This is a genomic window from Sorangium sp. So ce887 (assembly GCF_051521455.1).
In the GTDB taxonomy this organism is placed as follows: domain Bacteria; phylum Myxococcota_A; class Polyangia; order Polyangiales; family Polyangiaceae; genus Sorangium.
This window is the reverse complement of the sequence record NZ_CP150354.1, coordinates 509677-535574: the sequence shown is the minus strand read 5'-3', so window position 1 is coordinate 535574 and position 25898 is coordinate 509677. Positions and strand designations below refer to the sequence as shown.

At 74.0% G+C, this 25898-nt stretch carries 17 protein-coding genes and 1 tRNA gene; 8 read left to right on the top strand and 10 right to left on the bottom strand.

The features are described 5' to 3' along the window. Window positions 1-62: 62 nt before the first annotated feature. The 3 genes from WMF36_RS02105 to WMF36_RS02095 all read right to left on the bottom strand — a co-directional run bounded on the left by WMF36_RS02105 (window position 63) and on the right by WMF36_RS02095 (window position 4749). Window positions 63-1931, bottom strand: a complete 1869-nt coding sequence (locus tag WMF36_RS02105; protein WP_437577885.1) for a GAF domain-containing sensor histidine kinase — start codon at window positions 1929-1931, stop codon at window positions 63-65. Window positions 1932-1954: 23 nt separating this feature from the next. Continuing rightward, window positions 1955-3166 carry an FIST signal transduction protein gene (locus tag WMF36_RS02100; RefSeq protein WP_437577884.1) on the bottom strand — a complete coding sequence of 404 codons (1212 nt, stop codon included), beginning with the start codon at window positions 3164-3166 and terminating at the stop codon, window positions 1955-1957. Window positions 3167-3675: 509 nt separating this feature from the next. Then, window positions 3676-4749 carry a hypothetical protein gene (locus WMF36_RS02095; protein ID WP_437577883.1) on the bottom strand — a complete coding sequence of 358 codons (1074 nt, stop codon included), beginning with the start codon at window positions 4747-4749 and terminating at the stop codon, window positions 3676-3678. 30 nt (window positions 4750-4779) lie between these two features. Between WMF36_RS02095 and WMF36_RS02090 the strand changes: the two genes are divergently transcribed. Continuing rightward, window positions 4780-6060, top strand: a complete 1281-nt coding sequence (locus WMF36_RS02090; protein WP_437577882.1) for a class I SAM-dependent rRNA methyltransferase — start codon at window positions 4780-4782, stop codon at window positions 6058-6060. A gap of 260 nt (window positions 6061-6320) precedes the next feature. On the opposite strand, the gene WMF36_RS02085 is transcribed toward WMF36_RS02090, so the two are convergent. Beyond that, window positions 6321-7490, bottom strand: coding sequence for a M20 family metallopeptidase (locus WMF36_RS02085; RefSeq protein ID WP_437577881.1), 1170 nt, complete (start codon window positions 7488-7490; stop codon window positions 6321-6323). A gap of 153 nt (window positions 7491-7643) precedes the next feature. Here WMF36_RS02085 and argB point away from each other — a divergent pair, with 153 nt between their 5' ends. Together argB and WMF36_RS02075 are read left to right on the top strand one after the other, a co-directional pair. Further along, window positions 7644-8471: an acetylglutamate kinase gene (argB, locus tag WMF36_RS02080; RefSeq protein ID WP_437577880.1), complete on the top strand. Its 828-nt coding sequence runs from the start codon at window positions 7644-7646 to the stop codon at window positions 8469-8471. A 116-nt stretch (window positions 8472-8587) separates the two neighbouring features. Further along, on the top strand, window positions 8588-9022 hold the full coding sequence (locus WMF36_RS02075; protein WP_437577879.1) for a hypothetical protein: 435 nt from the start codon (window positions 8588-8590) through the stop codon (window positions 9020-9022). Here the strand turns inward: WMF36_RS02075 and WMF36_RS02070 are convergent. Next, window positions 8983-9291, bottom strand: a complete 309-nt coding sequence (locus WMF36_RS02070; protein WP_437577878.1) for a hypothetical protein — start codon at window positions 9289-9291, stop codon at window positions 8983-8985. The two genes, WMF36_RS02075 and WMF36_RS02070, sit on opposite strands and share 40 nt — an antisense overlap. 230 nt (window positions 9292-9521) lie before the next feature. On the opposite strand from WMF36_RS02070, the gene WMF36_RS02065 reads away from it, so the two are divergent. Both WMF36_RS02065 and WMF36_RS02060 read left to right on the top strand, forming a co-directional pair. Continuing rightward, on the top strand, window positions 9522-11675 hold the full coding sequence (locus WMF36_RS02065; protein ID WP_437577877.1) for a hypothetical protein: 2154 nt from the start codon (window positions 9522-9524) through the stop codon (window positions 11673-11675). A 133-nt stretch (window positions 11676-11808) separates the two neighbouring features. Then, window positions 11809-11881 (top strand) — tRNA-Ala (locus WMF36_RS02060). 400 nt (window positions 11882-12281) lie between these two features. Here the strand turns inward: WMF36_RS02060 and rd are convergent. Beyond that, a complete protein-coding gene (gene rd, locus WMF36_RS02055; RefSeq protein ID WP_437485945.1) occupies window positions 12282-12446 on the bottom strand; it encodes a rubredoxin in 165 nt (54 codons plus the stop codon). Between the two features lie 159 nt (window positions 12447-12605). Then, a complete protein-coding gene (locus WMF36_RS02050) occupies window positions 12606-13445 on the bottom strand; it encodes an SDR family NAD(P)-dependent oxidoreductase (protein WP_437577876.1) in 840 nt (279 codons plus the stop codon). 387 nt (window positions 13446-13832) lie between these two features. Between WMF36_RS02050 and WMF36_RS02045 the strand changes: the two genes are divergently transcribed. Genes WMF36_RS02045 through WMF36_RS02035 form a run of 3 tightly spaced genes read left to right on the top strand, consistent with a single transcriptional unit; the run spans window position 13833 to window position 22223 of the window. Next, window positions 13833-14939 (top strand): cytochrome-c peroxidase, encoded by a 1107-nt coding sequence (locus WMF36_RS02045; RefSeq protein WP_437577875.1) that lies wholly within the window; start codon window positions 13833-13835, stop codon window positions 14937-14939. Window positions 14940-14997: 58 nt separating this feature from the next. Continuing rightward, window positions 14998-18588: an AAA family ATPase gene (locus WMF36_RS02040; RefSeq protein WP_437577873.1), complete on the top strand. Its 3591-nt coding sequence runs from the start codon at window positions 14998-15000 to the stop codon at window positions 18586-18588. 26 nt (window positions 18589-18614) lie between these two features. Beyond that, complete coding sequence (locus tag WMF36_RS02035; protein ID WP_437577872.1) at window positions 18615-22223, top strand: AAA family ATPase; 3609 nt, start codon at window positions 18615-18617, stop codon at window positions 22221-22223. Between the two features lie 49 nt (window positions 22224-22272). Here WMF36_RS02035 and WMF36_RS02030 read toward each other — a convergent pair whose 3' ends face one another. The 3 genes from WMF36_RS02030 to WMF36_RS02020 form a co-directional block, all read right to left on the bottom strand. Beyond that, a complete protein-coding gene (locus tag WMF36_RS02030; RefSeq protein ID WP_437577871.1) occupies window positions 22273-22740 on the bottom strand; it encodes a hypothetical protein in 468 nt (155 codons plus the stop codon). Continuing rightward, on the bottom strand, window positions 22737-23102 hold the full coding sequence (locus WMF36_RS02025; RefSeq protein ID WP_437577870.1) for a c-type cytochrome: 366 nt from the start codon (window positions 23100-23102) through the stop codon (window positions 22737-22739). Before WMF36_RS02025 ends, WMF36_RS02030 begins: the two co-directional genes overlap by 4 nt. 137 nt (window positions 23103-23239) lie before the next feature. Beyond that, window positions 23240-25846, bottom strand: a complete 2607-nt coding sequence (locus tag WMF36_RS02020) for a penicillin-binding protein 1A (RefSeq protein WP_437577869.1) — start codon at window positions 25844-25846, stop codon at window positions 23240-23242. Window positions 25847-25898 lie beyond the last annotated feature (52 nt).

Here is a 25898-nt window from a genome sequence, read left to right as displayed (position 1 = left end):
AAGGACAGATGCGCCTAGGTGGGTTGATTACATCGCTGTCCGGCGAAACCCGATCACCGCGATCAGGCGCCGAGGCGCGTGCCCGCCGCGACTCCCGCGGTCGCGCCCGCGGCCTCCGCCGCCGGGAGCGTGAAGAAGAACGTGCTCCCCTCGCCCACCTTGCTCTCGACCCAGATCCGCCCGCCGTGCACCTCGACGAGCGCCTTCGCGATCGAGAGGCCGAGCCCCGTGCCCTGGTGGGCGGTCTCCTTCGCCTGCCAGTAGCGCTCGAAGATCCTCGCCCGCTGGTCGTCCGGGATGCCCGGGCCGGTGTCGCGCACCGAGAGGCGCACCTCCCTGCCCCACGGCTCGGCGCGGAGCGCGACCTCGCCGCCCGCGGGCGTGAACTTGATCGCGTTGCCGACGATGTTCGCGATCACCTGCAGGACCCGCTCGCGGTCGCACAGCGCCCGCTCGACGCCGAGCTCGATGCTGTGCTCCAGGCGCAGCGACTTCTCCGCCGCCTCCTCGCGCAGGAGCTCGAAGGCGTCGCTCAGCAGGAGGGCGACGTCGTGCGGCACCGGCTGGATCGAGATGTGGCCGCCGTCGAGCTTCGCCAGGTCGAGCAGATCGCGGATGAGTCGGTTCATGCGATCGGCCGACTTCTGGATGCGCTCGACCGGGCGCCGCAGCTCGGCCGCCTCGTCCGAGCTCGGCAGCTTCCGGCGCAGGAGGCTCGTGTTCATGACGATGGTCGCGAGCGGGCTCTTGAGATCGTGCGACACCACCGCGACGAGCTCCTCGCGCGCCCGGATCGCCCGCTGCGCGCTCTCGTAGAGCCGCGCGTTGTCGATCGCCAGCGCGGCCCTCCGCCCGAGATCCTCGGCGAGCGCCCGGTCCTCGACGCCGTACAGGAGATCGTCGCGGCCCGAGGCGATGGTGAGCACGCCGAGCATCGTGCCGCGCGTGACGAGCGGCACGGAGATGTAGCGCCGGAGGCCGAGCTCCCGGAGGAGCGCCTCGCTGGCGGACACCGGCGGCTCGCTGTCCACCGCGCCGCGCTCGCCCTCGGGGGCGGGCGCGCCGGCGATCTCGCAGAGCACCGCCTCGCCCGTCTGCAGCACGCGCGCCACGCCGGACGGAAGGACCACGTCCATCGGCATCTGGCCCTGCAGCAGGCGCGCGAGCTCGCTCTTCTGGGGGTTGGCGTGGACGACGACCGCGCGCCGGAGCATCGCCTCGCGCTCGATGATGTCGACCATGCACCAGTCCGCGACGAACGGGACCGGCAGCCGCGCGACGCGGACCAGCGTCGCCTCGTAGTTGAGCGAGCTGGAGAGCAGCCGGCTCGCCTCCGAGAGGAACGCGGCGCGGCGCTGCGCCGCCTCCGCCGCGGCGCGCCCCGCCTCCGCCGCGGCGAGGTTCCGCGCCCGCTCGAGCTCGTTCTCGATCATGCGCGCGTAGAGCAGGCGGTGCACGAGCGCCGTGCGGAAGGTCCCCGCGAGCCGGCGCATCATGCCCCGGTACCGCGGCGCGAACGGGGGCTCGCCCTCGAAGCAGAGGAGGAGCCCGGAGGCGCCGCTGTCGCCCTGCCCCTCCAGCGAGAAGTGCCACGTCACGAGCCCGGGCCGCGCGAGCTCGGGGTACGGCAAGCGGAGGCCCGCGCCCTCGCCCGCAGGCTCGCCCGCCGCGGCCGGCGACCGCGGCGGGATGGGCAGCGCGCGCGAGCTCGCCGATAGCCCCGCGGCGTCGAGGAGCCGCGGGGCGAGGGGCGTCGGCTCGACGAGCACGAGCACGGCGATGCAGCTCAGCCGCTCGGCGAGCCGCTCCAGGAAGATCGCCATCGACTGGCGCGGATCGAAGAGGTCGAGCGCTGCGACCGTGAGCTCCTGGAGGACGCTGAGGAGCGCCAGCCTCTCCTCCTGGATCTCGTGATCTGAACCGCTCGGCATACAGGGCTCCCGCCGCGCCTGGCTCAGGCCCCCAGCGCGAGCACGACGGCGGTCTTGTTGTGGAACTGCGGCACTCCCCGGCCGAGCGTGCCCACCTCACCGAACGTCAGACAGCCCATCACCGGGACGCTCTGGCCGAGCTCGCTCTCGAAGGTCGCCAGCTCGTCGCGCACCGTGTCGCCGAGCATCATGCACCGCGAGATGCAGTCGAACACGAACGCGCCGGCGATCGGCCCGGCCACCGCGTCGCGCGCCGTGGTCGCGGCCTCGCGCGCGGCGCCGACGAGGCCGATGGGGTCGCCCTCCATGACGCGGATGAGGCAGCCGTCCGGGACCTCGCCGACACAGTAGAGGCCGCCCGGCGAGACCACGCGCAGCGGGTCGCGGATGACGTGCTCGCCGTCGGCCTGCGGGATGCCGAGCGGGTGGGTCATGGCGAAGGTGGCGAAGCCGTCGAGGTTGACCTGATCGCCCCTCGCCCGCGCGGTGCGCTGGTAGACCGAGAAGGCGCCCTCGTACTCGAGCTCCGCGAGGACCGTGCCCTCGGCGCGGGTGACCATCGTCGGCGGCCCATAGGGCCGGAAGCCGTGGCGGATCCCGGTGGCCATGCGCGCCGGCGAGTCGATCGCGACCACGACGACGCTGTCCGAGTAGGCGCGGCCGCCCGCGAACTGCGCGGTGCGCACGAAGCGGAGGTTGTCGCCCGCGCCGCCGCCGGCCCAGACGACGCCCGTGCCGCCGACCTCGACCGCGCCGCGCACGACGTCGGCCGCGTTTCCCGTGAGCGCGTCCGGCAGCACGATGAGCGCGCGGCTCCACCCCGCCGGAACGGACGAGGGGAACGCCTCGAGAGCGCGCGCGGCGGCGAGCACGCCGGCGCGCCGCCCGTCCTGGCTCACCGGCTGCGCGACCCCGACGCCGACGCGCACGGTCTCCGAGACGACGAGCCCCACGACGAGCCCCTGCCGGAGGAGCCGGCTGCCCGCGAAGACCCCCGCCGTGCAGCACCCCGCCCACGGGACCCCGGGCAGCTCGCTCGTCATGGCCGCAGCGAGCGCGTCGGCGTCGTATTGATCCGTCGACAAGACGAGCGCGAATGCGGGTCGCGCCGGTCCGGGCAGCGGTGAAGCGTGCTCGGAGCGCGCCGACTCGCGGAGCGCCGCAGCCACGGCCTCCGAGGCAGCCTTCTTTGGATCCGCCGTGGAGCTCGCCCCGACAAACACCTGTGTCGCCATGTTCTCTTCCCCCCTCGGAATGTAGGCACTCGCGTTATACTGGAGATTCACCCGAACGTCACGACGCGCGCATTCTCCTGGGATGTCGTCCGTACAGGGCGCTCCCGCTCCTCACTCGACTCGCGATTTTCCCGGCGCGACGCCCTTGGAGAAGAGCCGGACAGAGCCGCGGAAGGGCCTGCGAGACGAGACCTGCGGAGCGGAGGTAGGCGCCCGAGACCGAGGGAGCAGAATCCTTATCCTTCAATACGACAACGTCCCCTGCAAGCTCGTCGGCACGCAGGACACCCCTGAGTCGATTGCACAGAAGCAATCAGGGTCGTGCGCAAATGCCGGACAACGCAGCGCACCACGCGAGTCAACGTGGGATTGCGGGCCGCTGTCGACGACGTCTTGATGCCCGAGGCGGAATTGCAGCGCGTCGCCTGGGAGCGGCCGGACGGGGTGTGGCTGAGCTCCTGACGGGGCGGCCAGCGCGGGAGTCCGGAGAGGGGAGGATCAGGACCTGCTCAGGGATCCGCCCACAGCAGCGCGTACGTCAGGGGATGCCAGAACCCGCCGCGCGCCGTTTCCGGGGCAGCGCCGATGGCCACGAGCACGAACCCCTGACCGTTCGCGATGCTGTCCGCCGGCACATCGCTGTTCGCCAGGATCTCGCGCATCGGCACCGAGGACGTCACCTTCGCCTCGAGCGGATCGTAGGTCTCGATCTCGACCTCCTCGAGCGTGCCCAGATCGCCGCGCGAGAGGCCGGTGAACGGCGGGAACGGCGAGATCGCGCCGTACGAGAGGTCCTGCGCGACGGCCGCCTCGCTCGCGTCCGCGCGCCCGGGCGCGAGCCGCACGTGGACCCTCGGCGTCGCCGCGCTCGCGTGCGCGACCTGGAGGCTCAGCCTGTCGAAGCTCGTCCGCCGCGACATGGCGACCGCCACGAGGCCGGCGGTCGGCGTGTCGGCCGTGTAGGCGTCGCCGCAGCCCTGCTTTTCCCCATCGTGCGTGTGCCCCTCGCCGCCGAGGCAGCCGGTGGCGACCAGGAGAAGGCTCTTCTCCTCGGCGAACACCGACGCCGGCAGCACGGGGAGCCCCGCGGCCACGACCTGCGCCGCGGGCTCCGCGGCGAGCGCGAGGATCTCGGCGCAGTCGAGCCCCTCCGTCCCGTCGAGGTCGCCGGCGATCGCGTGCGCTTGCACGCTCGTACCCTCGGGGATCGCCGCGCCGAGCGGCTCGATCACGCGGGCCCGGGCGAACGCGAGGCCGGCGCTCGGCCAGGGCTCCACGCCGGCGCCGGTGCCGTCGGGGTAGGCGAGGAAGCAGAAGCGGACCGCGTCGTGATCGCCGATGCCGTTCACCACCGTGAGCTTCGTCGGCCCCGGCGGCTCGACCGCATCGCCGCCGCCCGTGCCGGTGGTGGTCGCGCTGCTCGCGGTCGCTCCCGTGCCGCCGCCGGCGCCGGACGTGCTCGCCGCGCCCGGCGGATCTCGGCCGAGGAGGTCGTGGTCCTGCGAGCAGCCGGCGCCGCCGAGCGCGGCGAGCAGGATCCCTCCGAGGCAGGCCCAGCCGATCGAGAGAACACGGTGCAGCACGCTGCGAGCTTACCGTGCTAGGCGGGGTCGATGCGGGTCCATCTCACCGCGACAGCCGCCGCCGCCGTCCGCCGCGGCCACCCGTGGGTGTACCGAGACGGCATCACAGGCGGCGGCGGGAGCGCGGGCCCTCCCGGGGAGCGCCGGCGCGGGGAGCGCTCGCCTCGCGCCGGCGGCGCCGCTGCCGCCGCGTCGGGGGACGTTGTCGAGCTGTCGGCCGAGGGCGCGTTCCTCGGGCGGGGGCTCTGGGACGCCGACTCGGCGATCGCCGTCCGCGTCTTCCAGCGCGCGCAGGCGCCGGCGCTCGACGAGCGCGCCATCGCCGAGCGGCTCGAGCGCGCCTTCGCCCTGCGCGACGGCTGGTTCGCCGGCCGCGACACGACGGCCTACCGCCTGTGCAACGGCGAGGGGGACCGGGTGCCCTCGCTGGTCATCGATCGGTACGAGCGCGTCGCGGTGATCCGCCTCGACGGCGGCATGCTCGCGCCGTGGCTCGACCGCCTGCTCCCGCACCTCGCGCGCGCGCTGGGCGCCTGCGGCGTGCGCTCGATCGGCCTGCGCGCTCGCGCGCCTTCGGCGAGCGGGGACGCAGGCCTGCGTGCGCCTTCGGCGAGCGGCGACGCGGAGGGGAAGAAGCTCGCGCACCTGCACGGGCCGCCGCTGCCGGATCGCCTCTTCGTGCGGGAGACGGGGGTCGCGATGGAGGTCGATCTCGCGCGAGGGCAGAAGACGGGGGCGTTCCTCGACCAGCGCGACAACCGCGCCCGCGTGCGCGCGCTCGCGGCGGGGCGCGGGCGCGTGCTGAACCTGTTCAGCTACGCGGGGGGCTTCTCGGTGGCGGCGGCGCTCGGCGGCGCGGGGCGGGTCACCTCCGTGGACTCGGCGCCGGCCGCGCACGCGTCGGCGCAGCGCACGTTCCGCGAGAACGGCGTCGATCCGGCGGCGCACGACTTCGTGACGGCGGACGCGTTCGACTTCCTCGAGAAGGCCCGCGGCCGCGGCGACCGGTACGATCTCGTCATCTGCGATCCGCCGAGCTTCGCGCCGAGCGAGCGCGCCAAGCCGCGCGCGCTCGGCGCCTACCGGCGGCTGCACACGGCGGTCGCGCGCGTGCTCGATCGAGGCGGCGTGCTGTGCGCCGCGTCGTGCTCGAGCCACATCACGATGGAGGACTTCCTGGCGACGCTCGACGACGCCACGCTGGAGCGGGACGACCTGCGGGTCCGGGCGATCCACGGGCAGCCGGAGGACCACCCGACGCTGCCGGCGTGGTGGGAGGGGCGGTATCTCAAGTTCGTTGTGCTGGAGTGAGCTCGTCGATGCGCTGCGGCCGGAGGTGCGCGGGCGCGGTCGCTGATGTGGGAGCCCTCGTGGGTGCGGAAGATGGGCCTCGAGGACATCAAAGATCCGTTGTCCTTTCTTCCCGCCTCCCCGGCTTCATGTTCAAATCAGGCCACCACCCAGCTCCGGCTCAATCCAGCTTGCTGGCCTGGACGAGCCCGCAGGCCCGCGGCGAGCGCAGGCCGGCCGCCTCGCAGCGTGCCTCGCTCGCCGTGCGCTCTCGATCAACCTCACCTCGCCGAGGCGCGCCGCCCTAGAAGGAACGACGCCAGCGCCTCCGCCTTCGGCACGAGGGTGCTCACCTCGATGAGCTCGTCCTTCGTGTGGAAGCCGCTGCCCCGCGGCCCCAGCCCGTCGATCGACGGAATCCCGATCTCGGCCGTCGAGCTCGCGTCAGACCCGCCGCCGATGAGCGGCGCCTCGGCGTCGCCAAGCCCCGCCGCCCGCGCGCAGGCCGCGTACTCCCGGCAAAGCGCCGCGCTCGCCTCGGTCCGCACGAGGGGCGACCGCGCGATCTCGCCGTCGACGTGCACCGCGGTGCCGGGCACCTCGAGCGCCGCCTCGTGCGCCGCCGCGGCGAGCGCCGCGAGGATCGCCTCGCCGTCCGCGAGGCTCACGAAGCGGACATCGACCCCGGCCTCCGCGGCGTCGGGCACCGTGTTCCTGCCCTGCCCGCCGCTCACCTTGCCGACGTTGACCGTCACCCCCCGCCCGTAGTCGGTGAGCCGCTGCGCCCAGTCGATGAAGCGGGCGAGCGCCCAGATGGCGTTCGCGCCCTGCTGGTGCGCGTTGCCGGCGTGCGCCGCCTTGCCCGTGGCCCTCACCACCGCGGCGCCCGTGCCCCGGCGCGCGGTGATGATCCTGTCGCCCTCGCGCCCGGCCTCGAACACGAGCGCGCACGCCGCGCCCGCGAGCTCGCGCTGCAGCAGCGGGCGACCCTCGGGCGACCCGACCTCCTCGTCCGATACGATCGCGAGCCGCACCGCGATCCCCGGCAGCGCGCCGATCTGCTCGAGCGCCCTGAGCGCCTCGATCGCCACCACGAGCCCGCCCTTCATGTCGAGCACGCCGGGCCCGCGCGCGAGGTCGCCGTCCAGGCGGAAGCCCTCGAAGACGCCCGGGGGGAACACCGTGTCGAGGTGCCCGACGAGGGCGACGTGCCCCGCCGGCGACGCCTTCGCCGCCTCGCTCTCCACCACCCAGTGCGCCGCGAACCGCGCGCTCGCGTGCCGCCGCACGCACAGGCCAGGGATCGTCGAGAGCTCGTTGGCGATGACCTCGCCCACCGCGTCGCCGCCGCGCGGGTTGTCCGTGAACGAGTTGAGGTTCACCAGCCGCTCGAGGAGCGCGAGCATCGGCTCCGTGCGGCTGGACAGCGCCTGTCGGAGGGCCTGGATCACCACGCCAGCATGCCACGGAAGCCCGGGCGCCGCCGCGCTGCCGCGCCGCCGCGAGGTCAGGCGCGGGGAGGACCCGGCGACCTCTGCCCTGCCCGCTGCAGAAGTGGTACGTGTTGCGCTCATGAACCGTCCCAGAGCAGCGCGGAGGCACCCGTGAGAGCGTCGGAAGGGCCGCTCGTCATCAAGCTCGGCGGCGAGGTCGTGGGCAGCCCTGCCCTCGCCGTCCTCGCCGGCGACCTCGCGGCGCTCACCCGCGACGGCGCGCGCGCGGTCGTCGTCCACGGCGGCGGCGCGCAGGCGAGCCGGCTGCAGGAGCGCCTCGGCATCCCCGTCCGGCAGGTCGCGGGCCAGCGCGTCACCGACGCGGACACGCTCGACGTCATGAAGATGGTCGTCGCCGGCAAGCTCAACGTCGACCTCTGCGCCGCGCTCGTCGCCGCGGGCGCGCGGCCCGTCGGGCTCCACGGCGCGAGCGGACCCGCCCTCTCGGCCGTCAAGCGGCCGCCGCAGGTCTACAGGAGCGCCGGGCCCGAGCCGGTGGACCTCGGCCTCGTCGGCGACATCACGGGCGTCGACCGCGGGCTCCTCGAGCTGCTCGGGCGCGCCGGCTACGTGCCCGTGCTCGCCTGCCTCGGCGCCGGCACGGACGGGCAGGTCTACAACATCAACGCCGACACGGTCGCCAACCGGGTCGCCATCGAGCTCGGCGCCGCCGGGCTCTTCCTCGTGAGCGACGTGCCGGGCGTGCTGCGCGACGTCTCGGATCCCGCCTCGCGCATCCCGAGCCTCACGGTCGCCGAGGGGCGCGCGCTCATCGCGGGCGGCGCCGTCACGCGCGGGATGATCCCGAAGCTCGAGGAGTCGTTCGCCGCGCTCGCGGAGGGGGTCCGCCGCATCCACATCGTGGGACGGCTGAGCCCGGGCGATCTCGCGCGCGAGGCGAGCGCGCCGGGCTCGATCGGCACCGTGCTCGTCCCCTGAGCCGCGCGGCCGGCCTCGGCCGCTGAGCCGCGCGGACAGCCTCGCCCCGGCTGCCTGCGCGCCCTATGCTCCTCGCGGCCTCGATCATGGATGCCGTCCGATCAGCGATCTTGTTCGTGCAGGCGCATCGCGACCAGTTCGCGATCGGGGCGGGCGTGGCCGTCGCCAGCTTCATCGTGGCCACGTCGCTCGTCGCGTTCGTGCTTGTCCGGCTGCCCGAGGACTACCTGGAGAAGCAGGAAGACGAGCCCTTCCTGCCAGGGCGCCCCGGCTGGATGCGCGTGTCGGCGCGCATCGGGAAGAACCTGCTCGGCGTCGTCGCGGTGGCGCTCGGGATCATGCTCTCGCTGCCCGGCATTCCGGGCCCGGGCGCGCTGGTGATCCTGATCGGCGCGATGCTCCTCGACCTCCCCGGCAAGCGGCGCATGGAGCGGCGGATCCTCGGGACACCGAAGATGCGCGCTGTCGTCGATCGCGTGCGCGCCCGCTTCGGCCGCCCACCGCTGCGCGTTCAGGCGGGCTCCCGCGGCTCCTCGCCCGGCGAGCCCTGAGCGCCCGCGTCCCCCGGCGAGCCCTGAGCGCCCGCGGCCCCCGGCGAGCCCTGAGCGCCCGCGGCCCCCGGCGAGCCCTGAGCGCCCGGCGAGCCCGCCGCCGGCACGCCCCTCTGGGCCCGCGCGCGCAGGCGCAGGTGCCACGCGAAGAGCGCCGCCGCGAGCGCGAGGGCGAGCCCCGCCGAGACCCACTCGCGCGGCGCGAGCAGCATGCAGCCAGCCAGGGAGGCGCAGGCCGCGAGCGCAAGGCGCTCTTCCGCGTCGGGCATCGGGGGCACTCTCGCTCCTCGTTACCGCCCCGCGCCGCGCGCATCAAGCGCGCCGCGCCGCCGCCGCGGTGAGCCCGCGCGCATCGAGCGCGCCGCGCGATCTCCAGGGGGAGCCGGCGCGCCCGCGCGTCGCGACCCTGGTCGCCTCGTGCGGCGCCAGCGCGGTTGCGGTAGGTAGGAGCCGGGAACCGGCGAGCGCTGCGCTCGTATAGAATCGACCTCGACGCCTTATGAACGCAAACGACGATCGCGACGAGCGCGGGCCCGAGGGCACGCTCCGGGACGAGGACCCCAGCGGGAGACGCGGAGATGGCCGCAAGGCCGCTGCCGCCGCGGGAGCCTCCGGCGCAGGCGAGGGCGCGCCCGCGGGCGGCAGCGCCGCGGACGACGAGGGGCGCGACGCCGCCGCGGACGACGACCGCGAAGCCGAGGGCGAGGACGACGCCCCGCCGCCGGCGCCCCCGCGCAGGCCCTCGATGTGGGACATCCTCCGGGACAGCTTCTTCACGTTCGACCGGCGGACGCTCGGCTTCACGCGCATCCTGCTCGGCTTCTTCCTGATCGGCGACCTGCTCCGCCGCACGTGGGCGTGGACCGACATGTTCGCGGACATCGGCGTCCTGCCGAACCACGTGAACCTCTGGCGCCCGCAGGGCAGCGGGAACTTCTCGCTCGTCAACGCGTTCTCCACGCCGGGCGAGGTCTGGGTCCTCTGGGCCGTGATCTTCGCGACCTACGTCTGCCTGCTCGTCGGCTGGAAGACGAAGCTCATGCAGGTGCTCTCGCTCGTGTTCGTCACGAGCATGAACGGGCGCGTCCTGCTCATCGAGAACGGCGGCTACGTCGTCCACAACCTGCTCCTGCTCTGGACGTGCTTCCTGCCGCTCGGCGATCGCTTCTCGGTCGACGCGCTCCTCGCGTCACTGAAGCGGAGCCGCGAGCGGACCGCGGACGATCTGAACGATCGCACCACGATCGACGACCCGCTGAAGCCGAACGATCACGTGACCGTCCTCGGGCCCGTCCTGCTGATCCAGATCGCGGCGATCTACTTCTTCAACGTGGTGCACAAGACCGGCCCCGCCTGGAAGAACGGGACCGCGATCCACTACGTGCTCTACGTCGACCGGATGGTGACGCCGATCGTGGCGGACGTCCGCGACTACGCGCCGAAATTCCTCATCCTGTTCATGACGAAGATGGTGATGGCGTTCGAGGCGGCCCTGCCGGTGTGCCTCCTGTCGCCGCTCGGCCGCGTGTGGGCGCGGCGGCTCGCGCTCGTCATGATGAACATTCTCCACATCGGCTTCGGCATGACGTTCGTGCTGGGGCCGTTCGCGTGGGCGCTCTGCGTGCTGTCCACGCTCCTCTTCGGCCGGGAGGACTGGGAGATCGCCGCGCGCACGATGCGGCGCGCGCACCGGGCCCGCGTCGTGCTGTTCGACCCGCGGTCGCCGGGCGCCGTCCTCGCCTGCCGCGTGCTGAAGCGGATGGACCGGTTCGGGCTGCTGACCTTCGAGGCGTCGAGCGCCGCGGCGCACGGGCTCGCGGTGCGGCGCCCCGACGGCGCGCCGGTCGAGGGCGCCGGGGCGCTCGCCGACATCGTCGCGGCCATCCCGCTCGGCCCCGCCGTGGCGTGGGGGCTCCGCCTGCCGCTCGCGCGCGACGCGGCCACCGCGGCGATGGCGGCGGCGCACCGCCGCAGCCTGGGCCGGGCGCTCGGCGCGCGGATCCCGGAGCGCTCGGAGGTCGCCGCCCCGCCGGCGCCGCTGCGGCTGGCCGGCCGGAAGACGCTCGCCGCGCTGCGCGAGCTCGCCGTGCTCGCGATGTTCGCCGGCGCCGTGAACCAGGCGGCGGTCGAGCTCTGGGTCATCAAGAACCGCTGGAAGGTGCCTCACCCCGAGGAGACGCGGGTCCTCGCGCAGAAGCTCCGGTTCCTCCAGGGCTGGTTCATGTTCTCCCCCAACCCGGTGATGGATGACGGGACGATCGTCGTCGACGCCCTCACGGTCGACGGCCGCCACATCGATCCTTTCACGGGCAAGCCGCCGAACTTCGACCTCCTGCACGCGAAGAGCTTCGCGTACACCCAGATCTGGTGCGACTACTTCGCCCGCATCAAGCTGCCGGCCAACACGTCGTACCGCGACGCGATGAAGGAGTACATGTACCGCTACCCCGAGCGCACGGGCCGGCCCGAGGACGCGATCGTCTCCGGGGACGTGTACTGGGTGAAGGACTGGAACCCGAAGTGGGGCAAGACGGAGAGCTACGGGGAGGAGCGCGAGCGGCTCTTCTCCTTCCACAACCCGAAGGCCCAGGCGCGCATCCCGGCCGAGCCGCCCGGAGCGCTCGCGCAGCCGGACGAGAGCCCCGCGGACTAGAACCAGGAGCAGGGCGAGGGCAAGGACAAGGGGGGCGCGCGCGCAGGCGAGGCACAGGGACGCCGGACAGAAAACCGCGTTCTTCGCTTGACAGCCGCGTCCCGGCGAGTAGAGTCCGCGCTCTCGAAAGCGAGGGCCTGTAGCTCAGTTGGGAGAGCGCTAGAATCGCACTCTAGAGGTCGCAGGTTCGATCCCTGTCAGGTCCACCCTCGAAGCCGTCCAGTTCTCTTTCTTAGCAGTTCTTCTTTCCCCTCCGCACCGTCGCTGATCGCTGATCCCCGGCGAGCGTGAGCTCGCGGCGAAGCGACCCGGGCAAGCGTTCGAGCGCATGCCTTGCGTGAGCCGGTCCGGTGTCGGATCCACGGTCTCCGCGCGCGGAGCGGCTCCGCTGCAGGGAGCTCGTGTCAGCGGCGTGAGCTCCGATCGCAGCGCGCGGAGCTCCTCGCCCTCACGGCACCGTGCTTGTCGCGCGCGGCGTGCGGCACACGGAGCGAGCCGCGAAGCACAGAGAGGCACGGAGGCGGACAACCGACGTGTCCGCCCGCCCGTGCCTCCCGTGCTGCCCGCGGCGCGCGCCCCGTCGAGACGGGGGGAGGAGCGGATCGCTCAATCCTCGATCGGCTCGAAATCGGCCTTGGTCGCGCCGCACTCCGGGCAAGCCCAGGTGTCGGGCAGGTGCTCGAACAAGGTCCCCGGCGCGATGCCGCTGTCGGGGTCGCCGACCGCCGGGTCGTAGATGAACTCGCAGACCAGGCACCGATATTTCTTCATCCGTGGTTCTCCTCAGGGGGCTTGGCGAGCCGCGAAAGACGCTACCACAAGGGCTGTCGCCTCCGGAGGCGAACCTGCCGCGCCGCCCCGCAGCGCGGCGGCCCCGGCCGGCTCATCGGCGCTGCGCGCGCTGCGTGGACGCGGCCGCGACGGCGCGCCTCAGGGCGGCGCCGGAGCGCCGCGCACGGCGAGCTGCTTCTTGCGCAGCAGGCGCGCGATCGGCCGGTAGACGAGCCGCAGGAGCCAGCGGGGGCAGAGGGCGCCGAGGTACACGACGAACCACGCCACCACCCCGGGCACCACGAGCGCGCGCCCCCGGTCCACCGCACGGACGAGGGCGCGCGCGCAGCGCTCCGGAGAGATCGACAGGAGCGCGGGGGGCTCGAGGCCCGTGAAGTTGCCGGCCATCTCGGCGAACTCCGTCTGCACCGGGCCCGGACAGACCTGCGTCACCCGCACGCCGGTGCCGGCGAGGTCGATGCGGAGGGCTTCGGTAAAGCTCGTGACGAAGTGCTTCGTGCCGACGTAGGAGGCCATCCCCGGCCCGAACGTGAGGCCGAAGCCGGAGCTCACGTTCGCGATCGCGCCGCGGCCGCGCGACACCATCGAGCCGACGAGCCGGTGCGTGAGGTACGCGAGGCTCGTCACGTTCAGCGCGATCATCTGCTCGGTCCGCGACCACGCCGAGAGATCGAACAGGCTGAGATCGCCGAAACCGGCGTTGTTGACGAGGACGTCGACCGGCCCGAGCTCGGCCGCGACGGAGAGGAGCATCGCGTCGACCGCCGCCCGATCGGTGACGTCGCAGCCGAAGACGAGCACGGTGAGCCCCGGCCGCGCCGCGGTGAGCTCGGCGCGCAGCGCATCCAGGCGATCCGTGCGGCGCGCGACAAGCACGAGCGCCCGGGCGCGGCGGGCGACCTCGCGCGCCAGCGAGCGGCCGATGCCCGACGACGCGCCGGTGATGAGCACGACCCCGCTGTCGATCGGCGATTGCACGGCCGCAAGGGTTGCCCAGCGCCCCCGGGCCGCGCAAGAGGCCCGTCGACGGGCGTCCTCTCCCTCCCGTCCTAGACCGCCCGCCCGGCTCCCGCCCGCCGGGCGGGCGCGCATCGCGTGTACCTGGACAAATCGAACGAGGCAGGAATGCGCACTTCGGAGGGAGACAGGCGCTCCGGAGGCACCTCAGCCCCCCTTGCGCTACCTTCGAGACCAGGAGTCGCAACCCCGCCGTAACACACATCGCGCCACAAGGCGCCCCTCGCGGCGGCCGCCGAGCCGCGCGCCCTGGCCGGTGGGCGCGGCGGCGGCGCGGCCGAGGCGCGCGTTGACGTGGCAGGCGGCTCTATCTACCGTGGACGTCGTCCTCACGAGCCAGGAGACATCATGCGTTGGCCCTCATCTCTCATCTGTGTGCTCCTCGTCACCGCCGGGCTGAGCGCCTGCGAACGATCCGCGGATAACCAATATCAGGCCCCCCAGCCCTCGACCGCGGCAAAGCCCTCCACGACGGGCGACGTGAAGCCGCTCGTCTTCGATCCGAACGACGTCAAGGCCTTCAAGGTCCTGCCAGCCAAATTCGAGTACGACAAGAACCCGATCACCGATGAGAAGGTGACCCTGGGCAGGATGCTCTGGTACGAGGCGCGCCTCTCGAAGAACCACGATATCTCCTGCAACTCGTGTCATGACCTCTCGGCCTACGGCGTGGACAACAAGGCGTTCTCCTCCGGGCACAAGGGCCAGCTCGGCGGCCGCAACTCGCCTTCCGCCTACAACGCGGGCCACCACGTCGCCCAGTTCTGGGACGGCCGCGCGGCCACGCTCGAGGACCAGGCCAAGGGGCCTATCCTGAACCCCGTCGAGATGGCCATGCCGGACGAGAAGCGGGTCATCACGACGCTCAAGTCGATCCCCGAGTACGTGAAGCTCTTCAAGACCGCCTTCCCCGACGACAAGGAGCCGGTCACCTACGACAACATGGCCAAGGCGATCGGCGCGTTCGAGCGCGGCCTGGTCACGCCGTCGCGCTTCGACAAGTACCTCGACGGCGACGACAAGGCCCTCACCTCCGAGGAGAAGGCCGGGTTCCACAAGTTCATCTCGCTCGGCTGCCCGACCTGCCACACGGGCGTCGCCGTCGGCGGCTCGACGTTCCAGAAGCTCGGCCTCGTGAAGGAGTTCGCCGGCCTCAAGGACAACGGGCGCTTCGATCACACGAAGGACGAGAAGGACAAGTTCTTCTTCCGCGTCCCGAGCCTCAGGAACATCGAGAAGACCTTCCCCTACTTCCACGACGGCTCGATCACGACGCTCGACGACACGGTGACCAAGATGGCGTGGCACCAGCTCGGCGTGGAGGCCAAGCCCGACGAGGTGAAGGCGATCGTCGCCTACCTCAAGGCGCTCACCGGCGATCTCCCGACCGAGTACATCAAGAAGCCCGAGCTGCCCGCGAGCACGCCGACCACGCCCAAGGCCGACCCGTCGTGAGCTGAGCGCCGATCCGATTGCGCCGGACGGGCCGATCGGGTCTGCTCCGCCCTCTCGGATGAGCACGAGCTCCGGCGACGACGACCGATCCGCGCCCGCTCCTGAGGACGGAGCGGGCGCCTCCGTCGAGGGCGCTCCCGAGGCAGGCGAGGGGCGCACCGCGAGGGCGCTCGTCTTCGTGCGCGAGCGCTTCGACGGAGCGTGCGTCGCCTTCCCCGTCGCGGCGCCCGACACCGCGAGCTTCGGCCGCGACGAGGACGTCCTCGTCGAGCAGCAGCTCTTCCTGCGCGAGCACGCGGCGCGCGCCCAGCCCGATGCGATCTCCCGGCTGTCGTTCCCGGAGGGGACCGCGCTCCTCTCCGTGGACGTCGCCGTCCCGCGCGACGATCTGCCGCGCAAGCTGCGGAGCGAGGCGCCGGTGAGCTTCCCCTGCGTCGTCGTGCCCGCCGGCGAACGGGCGGCGCACGCGGCGCCGAGGCCGGCGGCGCGCGACGAGCGCGACGCGTGGGTGCTCGTGCCGAGCCTCGGCCACGCGTTCTACGTCGAGGCCGGCGAGCCGATCGAGCCGGCGATCCGGCACGAGGTGCGCCGGCTGCTCGCCTCGCAGACGCTGTCGACGTGGGAGCACATGGGGCTCCTGCCCGGGAGCGCGCACCGGCTGGAGGTGCTCCACGCCCCGCTGCCGGAGCCCGAGCCCGCGGGCGGGGGCGGGCCGCGGCGGGGCGTCTCCATCGCCGAGCGCGCGCGGCGGAAGCAGGCGGTGGACGCGCTCGTCGCTGTCGCGACGCCGCTCCACGTGGCGGCGCAGCGGAGCCCGACCGCGACGCCGCCGCTCGCCTGCCGCGACGCGGAGCTCGCGCGCCTCGCCGCGCTGCTCGACGGAGAGGAGCGCCTCGGCGTGCTGCTCGTCGGCCGGGAGCACGCCGGGAAGACCGCGCTCATGCAGGCCTACGTCGCGCGCCAGACGCGGCTCGTCTACGCGACCTCGGGCGCGCAGCTCGTCGCGGGCATGAGCGGGCTCGGGCAGTGGCAGGAGCGCATCCACGGCGTGATGGAGGCCGCCGCCGCGCTCGACGCGGTGCTCTACTTCGAGAGCCTCGACGACCTGCTGGCCGAGCGCTCCGAGGGGGGGCACGTGGACCTGGCCGGCGCGATGCGGCCCTACCTCGACGAGGGGCGGGTGCGCGTCGTGTGCGAGCTCCGGGACGACCGGCTCGACGCGCTCGAGGGGCGGCACGGGGCCTTCTTCGCCGGCCTGAGCCGCATCCGGGTCGAGCCGCTCTCGGCCGAAGACACCCGCAGGGCGCTCGCCGAGCGCGCCGAGCGCGACCGCCGCGTCGAGCCGCACCGCCCCTCGGTCGCGGGCGACGCGCTGACGGCGCTCGTCGATCTCGCGGAGCGGTACCTCCCCTACAGCGCCTTCCCGGGCAAGGCGGTGCGCCTTTACGACGACCTGCGCACCGTGCACGAGCGGGAGCGGACCGCGCAGGGGGAGCCGGTCACGCTCGGGCGGAGCGACCTCTACGAGCTGTTCTCGACGCGCACCGGGATGCCGGCGTTCCTGCTGCGCGACGATCTGCCGCTCCGGGTCGACCGCGTGGCGCGCGAGCTCGGGGCGAGCGTCATCGGACAGGAGCGCGCGGTGCGCGCGCTCGCCGAGACGATCGCGGTGGTGAAGGCGGGGCTGTCGCCGCCGGACAAGCCGCTCGCGACGTTCCTGTTCGTGGGGCCGACGGGCATCGGCAAGACCGAGCTCGCCCGCGCGCTCGCCGGGCTCCTCTTCGGATCACCCGAGCGGCTCGCGCGGTTCGACATGAGCGAGTTCTCGAGCGAGGGCGCGGCCGATCGCCTGATCCGCGGGACGGACGGCGCGGGCGGGCTGCTCACGCAGCGGGTGCGCGAGCAGCCGTTCTGCGTGCTCCTGCTCGACGAGATCGAGAAGGCCCACCGCGCCGTGTTCGACCTGCTGCTGCAGGTGCTCGGCGAGGGGCGCCTCTCCGACGCGCGCGGCAGGACGGCGTACTTCCACAACGCGATCGTGATCATGACCTCGAACCTCGGCGGGGCGGAGCGGCGCGGGCAGGCGGGGTTCGCCGGCGATCGGGGCGCGGCGCCCCCGGAGGAGCAGGCCGCGCTGGACGAGGCGCACTACCAGCGCGTGGTCGCGGGCGCGTTCCGGCAGGAGCTCGTGAACCGCATCGATCGCGTGGTGCCGTTCCGGACCCTGACCCGCGCGGAGCTGTCCGAGGTCGCGCGGCTCACGACGCAGCGCCTGAGCCAGCGCCGCGGGCTCGCCGAGGCGGGCGTCGCGCTCGAGGTCTCGCCGCGGGCGCTCGCCCGGCTCGCCGAGGACGGCCACGCGCCGGCCTACGGCGCGCGGGCGCTCCGGCGCCACGTCGAGGAGCACCTCGCGGCGCCCCTCGCGCGGCTGCTCGCGGGGCTCGGCGGCGACGCGCGGGATCTCACGGTGTGGGTCGCCGAGGCGGGGGAGCCGGAGGCGCCGGTCGAGGGCGTCGTGGTCGGCCGCGCGGAGACGCCCGCGCTCCGCCTCGTGGCGCGGCGGCGGCGCGCGGCGCGGGCGGCGCAGCAGGCGTTCGGCGTCGAGCAGGTCGGCGATCTCCGGCGCGAGGTGGACCAGTGGATGGGCCTCGGGCCGGTCGAGCAGCTCCGGGAGCAGATCGAGTTCCTGCTGACGCAGCTGAGCCTGGCGAGCGGCCCTTCGCGCGACCGCCGGAACGAGAGCGACGCCGCGGGGCTGCAGGCCGAGCACCACCGGCTGAGCGAGCTCTGGAGGCAGCTCGAGGGCGCGCAGGAGGAGATGCACAGCGTCGAGGAGCTCGCCCTGATGGCGCTGCTCGAGGGCGAGGAGGTGCGCGAGCTCGCGCGCGAGGCGCGCGCCGCGTGGGAGGGCGTCCGCAAGGTGCTGCCGCGCGCGCTCGTCGCGACGGAAGCGCGGCGCGACGCGATCACGCTCGTCCTGGAGGAGCTCGACGAGGGGGCGTTCGCGCGGTGGCTCGCGCCGCTCCTGCGGGCGCTCCCGAGGCGGGGGTGGAGCGCGACGCTGCACATCGACGGCGACCGGGCCGGACCCGGCGACGGCGTGTGGCCCGCGAGCCGGCGGTGGGGCCCGCCGCGCTCTCCGGGCGACGTGCTGGAGGCGCTCGAGCAGCCGAAGCGGGGGTTCCGGAGCGTGCTCTTCCGCTGCACCGGCGCGTACGCCGGCGCGTTCCTCTCGCTCGAGCGGGGGCACCACGAGCTCGTGGTACGGAAGCGGGACGCGGGCGCCGCGCGCGACGCCTCAGACGACGGCCGGCTGCACGTGTTCGTGCACTTCGTCGCGCACGCGGCCAGCATCGCCGAGGATCAGTGGGAGCATAAGTCGCTCGCGCCGCCGCCGGCCGGCTCGACCGCGGCGCGGCGGCGCGGGGCGGCCGCGCGCGAGCACGACGAGGTGGAGGGCGCGGTGCTGATCGCGGGGCGCCGGGCGCGGATCGCCATGGATCCGGCGTGGTACTGGGAGCGCCTCGACGAGATCGCGCTGGCGCACCTGCTCCTGTTCGAGGATGAGGGGAGCGGGCTCGATCGGAGCGAGTACTTCAGCGCGGGCGGGGACGGCGCGGCGTCCGACGAGGATTTGCCGGACGCCTGACGCGGCGGAGCCACTACCCTGCGGCTGTGCACTTCACGATCCCGCTCTTCGAACGCCGGACCACGAACGTCGAGTGCGTGACGCTCGGCCTCGGCCCGAGCACGCGATCGCGGGCGGGGCGGCACCCGGAGCGCGTCCGGCGCCTGCTCATCGAGGAGCTCAGGCCCCTCTTCGAGAAGGCGCGCGCGGCGCAGCTCGCGCGGTTCGAGATGCCGCGCGGCCTCCGGCTCGAGAAGGTGCGCCTCGAGCTCTCGCTCTCCGGGTCCGGCGAGCGCCGCAAGGTGAGCGGGCTCTGCCCCGTCGTGCTCGAGCCGCGCTGGGCCTCGGAGCACGAGCGCATCGTCTTCGCCTACCACCCCACCCGGCAGGGCGACGCCGCGCCCATCCGCGACGATCTCCCGCTCGATGAGCAGCTCCGCGCGCTGTTCCAGGTCGCGTGGGCCGGGCTCGACGACGACGAGATCGCGCGGCTCTGGAGCCAGGGCAAGGAGCGCATCACGGCGCTGTCGTTCTCGTGCACCCCGCGCTCGGCCCTCGCGGATCTGCCGGATCGACCGGGCGACGACGACACAGGCGCCGACCCGGCGTTCCGCTGGAAGAAGCGCCGCGGCCTGAAGGTCCTGCCGAGCCTCGGCGTGAGCCTCACCCAGCGCGCGGCCGAGGGCGGACTCGACGCGGGCGTGCCGCGGTCGCCGCAGCGCGAGCAGCTCGCGCTGCTGCTCGGCGCGGGCCGGGCCCAGCCGGTCATCGTCATCGGCCCGTCGGGGTGCGGCAAGACGACCCTGATCCACCGGGCGGTGGTCGACCTCCTGGAGGCCGACGGGTACGGCGCCCACAAGAACCTCGACCGGGCGCGCGACGTCGTCGCCGTGAGCGGCCGCAGGCTCATCGCCGGGATGAGCCACCTCGGCGACTGGGAAAAGCGCTGTGTCGATCTCGTCGAGGACGCGCGCAGCCGGGGCGCGATCCTCGTCGTCGACGACATCCAGCACTTCGGCCGGATCGGGAGGTCGCGCGAGAGCGAGCGCTCGCTCGCCGACTTCTTCCGCGGCCCGCTCTCCCGCCGCGAGATCGTGATGGTCGGGGAGTGCTCCCCCGAGGCGTTCCGCCTCCTCGAGCAGGACGCCCCCTCGTTCACGGCCCTGTTCACGCCGCTCTTCCTCCCCGAGGCCACCCCCTCCGAGACGTTCCGCCTCATGGTGCGGGAGGTCCGCGCCCTCGAGCAGCGCCACGCCGCCCGCGTGAGCCCGTACGTGCTGCGGACGATCCTCGACCTCGGCGGCTCGCTCCTGTCGGCGCAGGCGCTGCCGGGCAAGGCCATGGATCTCCTGCGCGAGGTCGTCCGCGCGGGCGGGAGCCCCTCGGCGGAGCAGGCGGCGGCGCGCGGCGACGCGCCGCGCGGGCCGCGGCCGGTCGCGTCGCAGGACGTGCTCCGGCTCCTGTCGCAGAAGACCGGGGTGCCGAGGCTCCTGCTCGGCGGCGACGAGCCGCTCGACGCCGGCGCGCTGGAGGAGGAGCTCGGCCGCCGGGTCATCGGCCAGCCGGAGGCCGTGCGCGCCGCGGCGGATCTCGTGGCGCGCATCAAGGCGGGCCTCGTGGATCCGCGGCGCCCGTACGGGGTGTACCTCTTCACCGGGCCGACGGGGACCGGCAAGACCGAGCTCGCCAAGTGCATGGCGGAGCTCATCTACGGCAGCGCGTCGCGGCTGCTCCGCTTCGACATGAGCGAGCAGAGCGGCCCCGACGCGCCGGCGCGGCTCATCGGCGATCGCTACGCGCCCGACGGGCTCTTGACGCAGCGGGTGCGGGAGCAGCCGTTCTCGCTGGTGCTGCTCGACGAGATCGAGAAGGCGCACCCGTCGGTGCACAGCCTGCTGCTCCAGCTCTTCGAGGACGGCCGGCTCACCGACGCGGCGGCGAGGCCCGCGCACTTCAACCACGCGGTGGTGGTGATGACCTCCAACCTGGGCGCGCGCGCGCGATCCCTGGTCGGCTTCGGCGTCGGCTTCGGCCGCGCGGGGCTCCCGGAGGCGCGGGCGCTCGCGATCGCGGAGGAGTCGGCCCAGGAGGTCGCGCGGGCCGTGCGCGAGTTCTTCCCGCCCGAGCTGTTCAACCGGATCGATCGCGTCGTGCCGTTCCGGCCGCTGACGCCCGAGGTGGCGGTGCGGGTGGCCGAGAAGGAGCTCGACCGGCTGCTCTGCCGGCGCGGGCTCGCCGAGCGGAGCGTCTTCGTGCGCCGGGGCGCCGGCGTGGCCGAGCGGATCGCGCGCGAGGCGTTCGTGGCCGAGGACGGCGCCCGCTCGGTGAAGCGGTTCATCGAGGACGAGATCGGCTCGCTGCTCAGCGACGCGCTCACCCGCGGCGCGCCCGCCGCGATGCAGCTGCTCCGCATCTTCACGACCATGCCCGCCGGGAGCGACGGCGCCGCGTCGCCCCCGTTCGCGCTGCACCGCGAGGCGCTCGAGGAGGCCGAGCCCGCGGCCGCGGCGTGGGCGCTCGCGCCGCTCATGGCGAGGCCGCTCGACGCGCTCACGGCGGAGCTCTCGCCGCTGCTCGAGTTCGTCGACGAGCTCGAGCGCGACGACGGCCTCGCGCGCCTGTCGGCGCGGATCCGCTACCACCTCGCGGAGCACGGCCGGACCGCGGAGGGGCCCGAGGCGCACGAGCACGCGGAGGCGGTCTACAACCTCGACGCGATGCGCGGCGCGATCCAGGCGTTCCGCGAGCGGATCGAGCTCATCCAGCGGCGGAGCGGCGACGACGACGAGCAGCAGCAGCTCGACCTGGAGATGCGGCGGTTCGGCTACGTGACCCTGAGGGAGGACGAGTGGAATCGCTCCCGGGTGCGCCTCTTCCACCGCCGCCAGCTGCCGGGCCCGCTGCGCCGGCTGGCGAAGCAGGAGGTGCTGGAGTGCATCGCCGAGGGCCACGCGCTCCGGCGCGCGCTCCGCAAGGTGGACGAGCCGGGCCAGCACGCGGTCCTGATCGAGCTGCTCCGCGCCGCGCACTTCGAGGAGGGGCCGGCCGGCGGCCCGGGCGGCGCGCGGGAGGAGGGGCTCTTCGAGGCGCTCGCGCGCGCGTACAGCGAGGCGGGGGGCGAGGTCGAGGGGTGGGCGGGCGCGCCTTCCGGCCGCGCGCCTTCCGGGGATCGGCACGGGCACGCGCCCGCGATCGAGCAGGGCCGCGGGACGGCGGGGCTCGACGCGATCCTCACGGGCGGGGCGGAGCTCCTCGTCCTGAGCGTCGTGGGCCTGTGCGTGCTCGACTTCTTCGAGCTCGAGACCGGCGCGCACGTCTGGACGTCGCTCGCGCGCGGCCCCGAGGTGGTGCGGGTGCGCGTCCTGCCGGCCCGGCCGGGCCTCTCGCCGGCGGCCGCGGTCCGGGAGCACCTCGAGCGGCAGGCGGCGTTCGACGAGGCGGCGCGGCACGGGCGCGCGCTCCCGCCGAACCCGGCGGCGCTCCTGCCGGTGGTGCGGAGGATCCGGTTCGACCCGCCGCGCCGCCCGGGCAGGGCCGCGCCGATCGAGATCGAGGACTACGCGATGGGGTACGCCGAGGCGGCGCTGGTGAGGAGCCTGTCGCAGGCGCTCGCGCCGCTGTGGCTGCTCCGGATGAGCCGGGAGGACGTGGCGTAGCGGGCGCGCTTTTCCGCGCCTCTCCGAGCGACCTCGAGCGCCCGGCGCCTCAGGGCAGCCGGAACAGCGGGCGGCCGTAGGGCAGGAACGGCCAGGGGATCGCGGCGAGTATGATGAGCAGCGCGAAGAGGACGCCGAGCGCCATGCGCCGGTGCCGCGCCGTGGGATCCGCGGCCCGCTTCGCCCGGCTCAAGGCGATGTGGGCGACCGCCACCGCCACGATCATGGTGAAGATGTGCTCGACGGCGAAGAAGCGCAGCGTGGCGATGGGCATCGCGGCCTTCAGCGCGGCCATCGAGGTGGGCCGGAGCGGGCTGAGCACGACGTAGAGCAGGAGGCCGAGGAGGAGCTGGGTGTCGAGCGAGCCGACGAACGCAGCGCTGATCTTGCGATCCGTCTCGGTCCACGGCCTCCGCTGGGCCCAGCCCTGGACCGACCGCACCAGCGCGGCCAGCCCGAACAGCAGGACGGCCCAGCGCAGCCACGAGTGCACGACGAGGACGAACGAGTAGATCATGGACGCTGCTTTCCGGCCGCGGTGCCGACCTCGATGATGTACTGCGCCACGTCGGCGAGGTCCGACTCGCGGACGCCGCGGAAGCTGGGCATCGGGGGGACGTCGGTGCGCTTGCGGCCCGGGGTCACGGCCCAGCGGACGATGCCCTCGGGGTCGGTCGCATAGAGGGCCGCCATCTCGCTGAGCGGAGGGCCGACCAGCTTGGCGGCGGGGGCATGGCAGGCCGCGCAGAGGGTGGAGAACAGGGCCTTGCCCTTCGCGGCGCGGGGCGAGAGCGCGAGCCCCTCGTCGGGAGCCGGCTCCTTGCACGCGGCCACGAGCAGGAGCAGGAGCAGGGCGGCGAGGATCGGCGACCGTGTCATGCGGGCGGGCCGGAACATAGCGCGCCCGCGGGCCCCGGTAACGCGACGTTGTGACGCAGGGCTCGCCAGGGCACCGGGCCAGCTCGCTCGAGGCCGCAGCGCGCGTGCCCGAGGAGGCGCACGGCACGCCACGGCGGTCACTGCGTCTTGAACAGGTCCAGGATCCCCTGCCCGATCGCGGTCGGGTCCGGCAGCGCCACGCCGGCCGGCTCGGTGCCCTCGAGGAACACCTCCTCGACCGCGTTCTCCTGGCCGGGCATCGCGAGGCCGCCCGTCTCCGGGTCGATCTCGAGGCGGACGATCCCGAGGGGCTCCGGGAAGTCGGTCGCCGGCCGCCCCGCGTGCGCCTTGTCCATGAACGCGATGAAGGCCGGCAGGGCGGCGCTGCTGCCCACCTCGCGCGCGCCGAGCGGCGTGGCGTCGTCGAAGCCGGTCCACACGGCGCACGCGATGTCGGTCGAGTAGCCGACGAACCACGCGTCCTTCGCGCTGTTCGTCGTGCCGGTCTTGCCCGCGATCGGCCGGCGCAGCGAGAGCGCCTGCTTCGCCGTGCCGACCTCGACGACCGACGCGAGCAGGTCCGTCGTGATGTACGCCTCCGCCGCGGTCATCGCCGGCCGCGGCGGGGGCCGCGCCGGCACGGGCAGCGCCTCGCCGCGCAGGCCCGTGATCTTCGTCACGAGGACGGGCTCCTGGTACGCGCCGCCCGCCGCGAACGTCGCGTAGGCGGCCGCCATCTCGCGCGGGGTCACCTCGTAGGAGCCGAGCGCGAGGGACAGGTCGGCGCCGAGCTTCGAGGTGATCCCGAGCTCGCGCGCCCACGCGACCACGGCCTCGGGGCCCACGTCCCGGAGCGCCGACACGGCGGCCACGTTCACGCTGTGCGCGAGCGCCTCGCGCAGGCGCTTCGGGCTCTGCCCCTCGCTCTCGTCGTAGTTGCCGGGCTTGTAGCCCTCGAGCGCCGCCGGGTTCGTCTCGAGCATCGACACGGCCGTGAGCTTCCGCGCGTGGATGCCGTAGCCGTAGACGATGGCCTTGAACGTCGAGCCCGGCTGCCGGTGCGCGTGGCTCGCCCGATCGAGCCCGCCGCGCGCGCCCTCGTAGCCGCCGACGAGCGCGACGATCTCGCGCGTGCGCGCGTCCAGCGCGATGAGCGCGCCCTGCGGTCCGAGGTCCAGCCGCAGCTTGCCGGCCTCGGGCTCGCCCGCGAAGCGCACGCGCAGCACCTTGCCGACCTCGGCGAAGCGGCTCGGCGGCAGCCCGCGCGGGTTGTACCGACGCTCCTTGCGCAGGTCGGCGGTCCCCTGCGCCGTGCCCACGCGGATCGTCAGCGTGCCGCGCGCGTCGTCGGCGCCGGTCACGACGCCGAGGTAGACGCGGTTCGGGTCCCTGGGGGCGCCCTGGAACGGCGCCGGATCCCCCTTGGCGCGGGCGAACGGCGCGGCGAGGCCGTGGCGCGCGGCGTAGGCGTCGAGGTTCTGGCGCACCGCCGCGCGCGCGGCGGCCTGCATCTTCGGATCGATCGACGTCACGACCGTGTAGCCGCCGTACCTGGCCTCGGGTCCGACGGCCTTTCGCAGCGCGCGCTCGGCCTCGGCGAGGACCTCGGACGCGAGCTCGTCCGAGTGCTCCGGCTCGGGGGCGAGGCGGATCGGCTCCGCGAGGGCGGCGTCGATCTGCGCGGCGGGCAGGAAGCGCTTCTCGCGCATCTGGCCGAGCACGAAGGCGCGGCGCTTCTCGGCGCGCTCCTGGTTCACGCGCGGCGAGTAGATGGAGGGCCCCTTCACGATGCCCGCGAGGAGCGCCGCCTCGGCGAGCGTCACCTGGCGGATGCTCTTGCCGAAGTAGAACCGCGCCGCCTCCTCGACCCCGTAGCGCCCGTGACCGAAGTAGATGTGGTTCAGGTAGAGCTCGAGGATCTGGTCCTTCGTGAGCTCCTGCTCGATGCGGCGGGCGAGGAGGAGCTCGCGCATCTTCCGGTCCAGCGTGCGCTCGTGCGTGAGCAGGACGTTCTTCACGACCTGCTGGGTGATCGTGCTGCCGCCCTGGCGCGCCTCCGCGGAGCGCAGGTTCACGATCAGCGCGCGCAGCATGCCGAGGTAGTTGAGGCCGTCGTGCTTGTAGAACCTGGCGTCCTCGGCCGCGAGCGCCGCGAGGCTCATCGCCGGCGGGATCTCGGTGACGGGCACGAGGGTCCGGCGCTCGACGAAGAGCTCGCCGATCACCGTGCCGTCGCGCGCGAGAAACCGCGTCACCTGCGGTGGATTGTAATTTTTCAGCTCTGCTGTTGTCGGCAGATCGGCTTCGTAGTGCCGGACGACGAGGAAGAACGCGATGACCGCGGCGAGGGCCAGGCAAGTGAGGGCGATCGCGAGCCGCTTGCCCCAGCGGACGAGCTGCGGGCGGAGCGGCGGCCTGGGTCCGGCGCCGTGGGGCTTCCGCTGGAAGACCGCGCGGAGCGCCGCGAGGGCTGCGCGGAGCGCCGCGGCGGCCCGCGCCCGCAGCGGGTGCCCGGCCGCGGGCGGTGCCGCCGGCGGGTTCCCCGGCGCGGGCGGTGCCGCCGGTGGGTTCCCCGGCGCGGGCGGCGCCGGCGCGGCGTGCTGGGGCGACCAGTGCCGCGTCGGTGCGCGCTCGCTCGGCGTCGGGTCGGAGCTCGCCGCGCCTGCGTCGTACGGCAGCGTGGGCTCCAGCGGGGCCGGGCGGGCGCTCGGCCCTTGTTGGGGGCCGGGCGCCTGGGGCGGCACGGCGGGTCTTCGCGGGGGATCCGAGGCCATCTGTCAGCGCGCCGGGGTCAGC

Coding starts and splice junctions, on each gene's coding strand:
- WMF36_RS02105 (WP_437577885.1), bottom strand. CDS start 1,931: ATGCCGAGCGGTTCAGATCACGAGATCCAGGAGGAGAGGCTGGCGCTC.
- WMF36_RS02070 (WP_437577878.1), bottom strand. CDS start 9,291: ATGCCCGACGCGGAAGAGCGCCTTGCGCTCGCGGCCTGCGCCTCCCTG.
- WMF36_RS02045 (WP_437577875.1), top strand. CDS start 13,833: ATGCGTTGGCCCTCATCTCTCATCTGTGTGCTCCTCGTCACCGCCGGG.
- WMF36_RS02090 (WP_437577882.1), top strand. CDS start 4,780: ATGCGGGTCCATCTCACCGCGACAGCCGCCGCCGCCGTCCGCCGCGGC.
- rd (WP_437485945.1), bottom strand. CDS start 12,446: ATGAAGAAATATCGGTGCCTGGTCTGCGAGTTCATCTACGACCCGGCG.
- WMF36_RS02065 (WP_437577877.1), top strand. CDS start 9,522: ATGAACGCAAACGACGATCGCGACGAGCGCGGGCCCGAGGGCACGCTC.
- WMF36_RS02030 (WP_437577871.1), bottom strand. CDS start 22,740: ATGATCTACTCGTTCGTCCTCGTCGTGCACTCGTGGCTGCGCTGGGCC.
- WMF36_RS02100 (WP_437577884.1), bottom strand. CDS start 3,166: ATGGCGACACAGGTGTTTGTCGGGGCGAGCTCCACGGCGGATCCAAAG.
- WMF36_RS02025 (WP_437577870.1), bottom strand. CDS start 23,102: ATGACACGGTCGCCGATCCTCGCCGCCCTGCTCCTGCTCCTGCTCGTG.
- WMF36_RS02040 (WP_437577873.1), top strand. CDS start 14,998: ATGAGCACGAGCTCCGGCGACGACGACCGATCCGCGCCCGCTCCTGAG.